Source organism: Microcystis sp. M53598_WE2 (genome assembly GCF_030067735.1).
Taxonomy (GTDB): domain Bacteria; phylum Cyanobacteriota; class Cyanobacteriia; order Cyanobacteriales; family Microcystaceae; genus Microcystis; species Microcystis aeruginosa.
This window is the reverse complement of the sequence record NZ_JASJFE010001076.1, coordinates 1-2,812: the sequence shown is the minus strand read 5'-3', so window position 1 is coordinate 2,812 and position 2,812 is coordinate 1. Positions and strand designations below refer to the sequence as shown.

Annotated in this window: 2 protein-coding genes and 1 pseudogene; 1 reads left to right on the top strand and 2 read right to left on the bottom strand. The window is 44.9% G+C overall.

The window, feature by feature from the left end; translation table 11 throughout:
* Nucleotides 1-249, bottom strand: a 249-nt coding sequence (locus PX636_RS21900; protein ID WP_288118881.1) for a helix-turn-helix domain-containing protein, incomplete at its 3' end; no start/stop codon positions are given.
* A gap of 361 nt (nt 250-610) precedes the next feature.
* On the opposite strand from PX636_RS21900, the pseudogene PX636_RS21895 reads away from it, so the two are divergent.
* Nucleotides 611-775: pseudogene (locus PX636_RS21895) on the top strand (transposase); the annotation flags it as partial.
* Between the two features lie 235 nt (nt 776-1,010).
* Here the strand turns inward: PX636_RS21895 and pta are convergent.
* On the bottom strand, nt 1,011-2,812 hold a 1,802-nt coding region (pta, locus tag PX636_RS21890), incomplete at its 5' end, for a phosphate acetyltransferase (RefSeq protein ID WP_288118879.1).

Sequence of the window (2,812 nt, the reverse complement as noted above, 5' to 3'; positions counted from 1 at the left end):
GTAAACTTTTTTAGCTTCCGTTAGATTTTTAGCTTGAACGAAGTAATTAGGATAGGGTTCATCCGCAGGAATTATGTACTCGGAAACTAGCGAACAGTGATCCGCAAGACACTTTCGAGAGTTTAACCAATCTTTCCGTTCTGAAAGAGCGTAATTATAAACGCTTTTGCAAACATCAAGAATGTGGATTATCTCCTGTTCCTGTTGTCTGTTTACCTTTAGTTTGTACTGGTAGGTAAGCGTTATCACTGTCTTTCGTGAGCGTGATGTATAGTTAAATTATAACACTTACTGCCTAGGATATCAACTATAGCGGTTCTCACACCTGTGTGGCACAGTTTAACCTTTGCTAATTAAGCTTTTCACCATCGATAATGTATCTCTTGCGAACAGGAAACGCTATAATTACAATCATGGACCAAACTAATCGCTAACCTTAAAACAGTTAGTAGTCGCTTAATTATAGCGTTTCCCAATCTCATGAGGTACACCAAAATCTTAACTCCTGAATCCCGAATCCTGACTCCTGAATCCTGAATCCCGAATCCTGACTCCTGACTCCTGACTCCTCAAAACCTAAGACTCTGTACCTCACAACTATGGGAATTGCTATAGACAAGAATTTCCGTATTTGGCGGCCGAGTATTTCTACAACAAACCCTATTTTTGGACGGGAGCTTATTTCGTGGCTAGTTGTGGCGACGTTACTGTCGAACAACTAAAAAAATACGTCGAGAACCAAAACTCCCCGAAAGTGGAAACGCTACCGCGTTAGTTTTATTCTGGTCGCGATTCATCTCGCTCCATTGAGATAGTTTTGATTCCCGCTCTGGCCCGGTCGGGAGGAAATAATACCAATTCTCCAAAGTCTGACTACAGAAGTTTAATCCCCCTAAATCCCCCTTAAAAAGGGTGACTTAAATTCGATGTGTAGTTTTCATTTAGAGAAATGGTATAAGCATATTCCAGAAAAAGGGTTTTTTTGAGAAACCCGTTTTCTAACTGATAACTCAAAAAGATTGGGATTGAATGGCTGTGATTACCACCGTATTGATAATATCGGGAACGGTACAACCGCGACTGAGATCATTGACGGGTTTTTTTAATCCCTGTAGGATTGGACCAATCGCTAAAGCTTTTGTTTCCCGCTGCACGGCTTTATAAGTATTATTCCCTGTATTCAGGTCAGGAAAAATAAACACCGTTGCTTGGCCCGCCACCTCTGACCCCGGCATTTTTTGGGCGGCTACTTCCTTATCCACGGCCGCATCGTACTGAATCGGCCCTTCTAGCTTCAAATCGGGGCGTTTTTCCCTAGCGATTTTGGTCGCTTGTCGTACTTTTTCCACGTCTTCTCCCTGGCCCGATTGACCCGAAGAATAGGAAAGCAGGGCGATTCGCGGCTCTATTCCGAATTTTTGGGCGGTTTCGGCAGAAGATAGGGCGATTTCGGCTAATTCCTCGGCACTGGGGTCAGGATTCACCGCACAATCCCCATAGACCAAGACTCGATCCTCTAGACACATAAAAAAGACCGAGGAGACGATCGCACAATCGGGCTTAGTTTTGATAATCTGGAGTGCAGGCCGAATCGTGTGTTGAGTGGTATGCACTGCCCCCGATACCATACCATCAGCATCGCCTTGATACACCATTAAAGTGCCAAAATAGGAGACATCCTGTGCATAATCCCGGGCCATGTCGAGATTCATTCCCTTGGCTTTTCTCGCTTCGTAGAGGGTCTGCACATAGCTTTCAAAATGGGGACTAGCCACGGGGTCAATAATTTGCAGGCGATCGAGATCGAGAGTGATACCATGTTTTTTAATCACCATTGCAATCTCGTCTGGTTGTCCCAAGAGGGTTAAATCGACGATATCCTGTTCGATTAAAACTGTGGCTGCCTGGAGGATGCGCGGTTCAGTCCCTTCGGCCAAAACGATGTGACGTTTTTGCGCTTTGGCCTGTTGTACGAGATTATAGGTGAACATCTTCGGGGTAATCCCCTGGGTCCGCAAAGTGCGAATTTGCGCTTCTAGGCGATCGAGATTGATGTTACTGTGAAAAAGCTGCAGACTGAGGTTAATTTTATCGTAGTCCGTCGAGGTTAGGGTGGTCCGCACATCGTGGATGCGTTCGGCCGTGGTGTAGGTATCGGTGGTGACGGAGAGAATCGGTAAGGGATCGGGCAAACCGTCAATTAAACGGGCGATCGAAGGATTGAGGTTATGACCTGCTGTTAAGACTATACCAGCTAATTGGGGATAATTGGCCGATTGGTGGGCCTGTAACATCCCGATAATCACATCGCCGCGATCCCAAGGGGTGATAATTAAGCTATCTTCTTTTAGCCGCTCTAGGGCATTTTGCATCTGCATGGCCACCACCAGAAAGTTACTGGCTAAACTATCTAATCTTTGCTGTCCGTAGAGAACTTTTGCCTGTAATTGTTGGGCGATTTCTGCCACTCGCGGGCTGCTCAGTTTGGCATTGTGGGGAATCACTCCTAGGGCATATTCTTGGGGGGGAAAAATTTTAGTCAGGGTTTTCCGTAATTCCTCTATTTTTTCCTCTTCAGCTTGGTTGATAATAATCCCAATCACCGTACAACCTTTATCTTGGTAGGTGTCGCAGGAAATCAGGATCGGACTAAGGGCATCTTCGATACTGCGATTGTGGGCATTACCTAATATTAAGATGGGATGGCCGAGATTTTTGGCAATTTCTGTATTTAGTTCAAATTCAAAGGCGGAATTTTCTTGCAGATAATCGGAACCTTCACAGAGGATAAAATCATATTTATTTTCTAAGT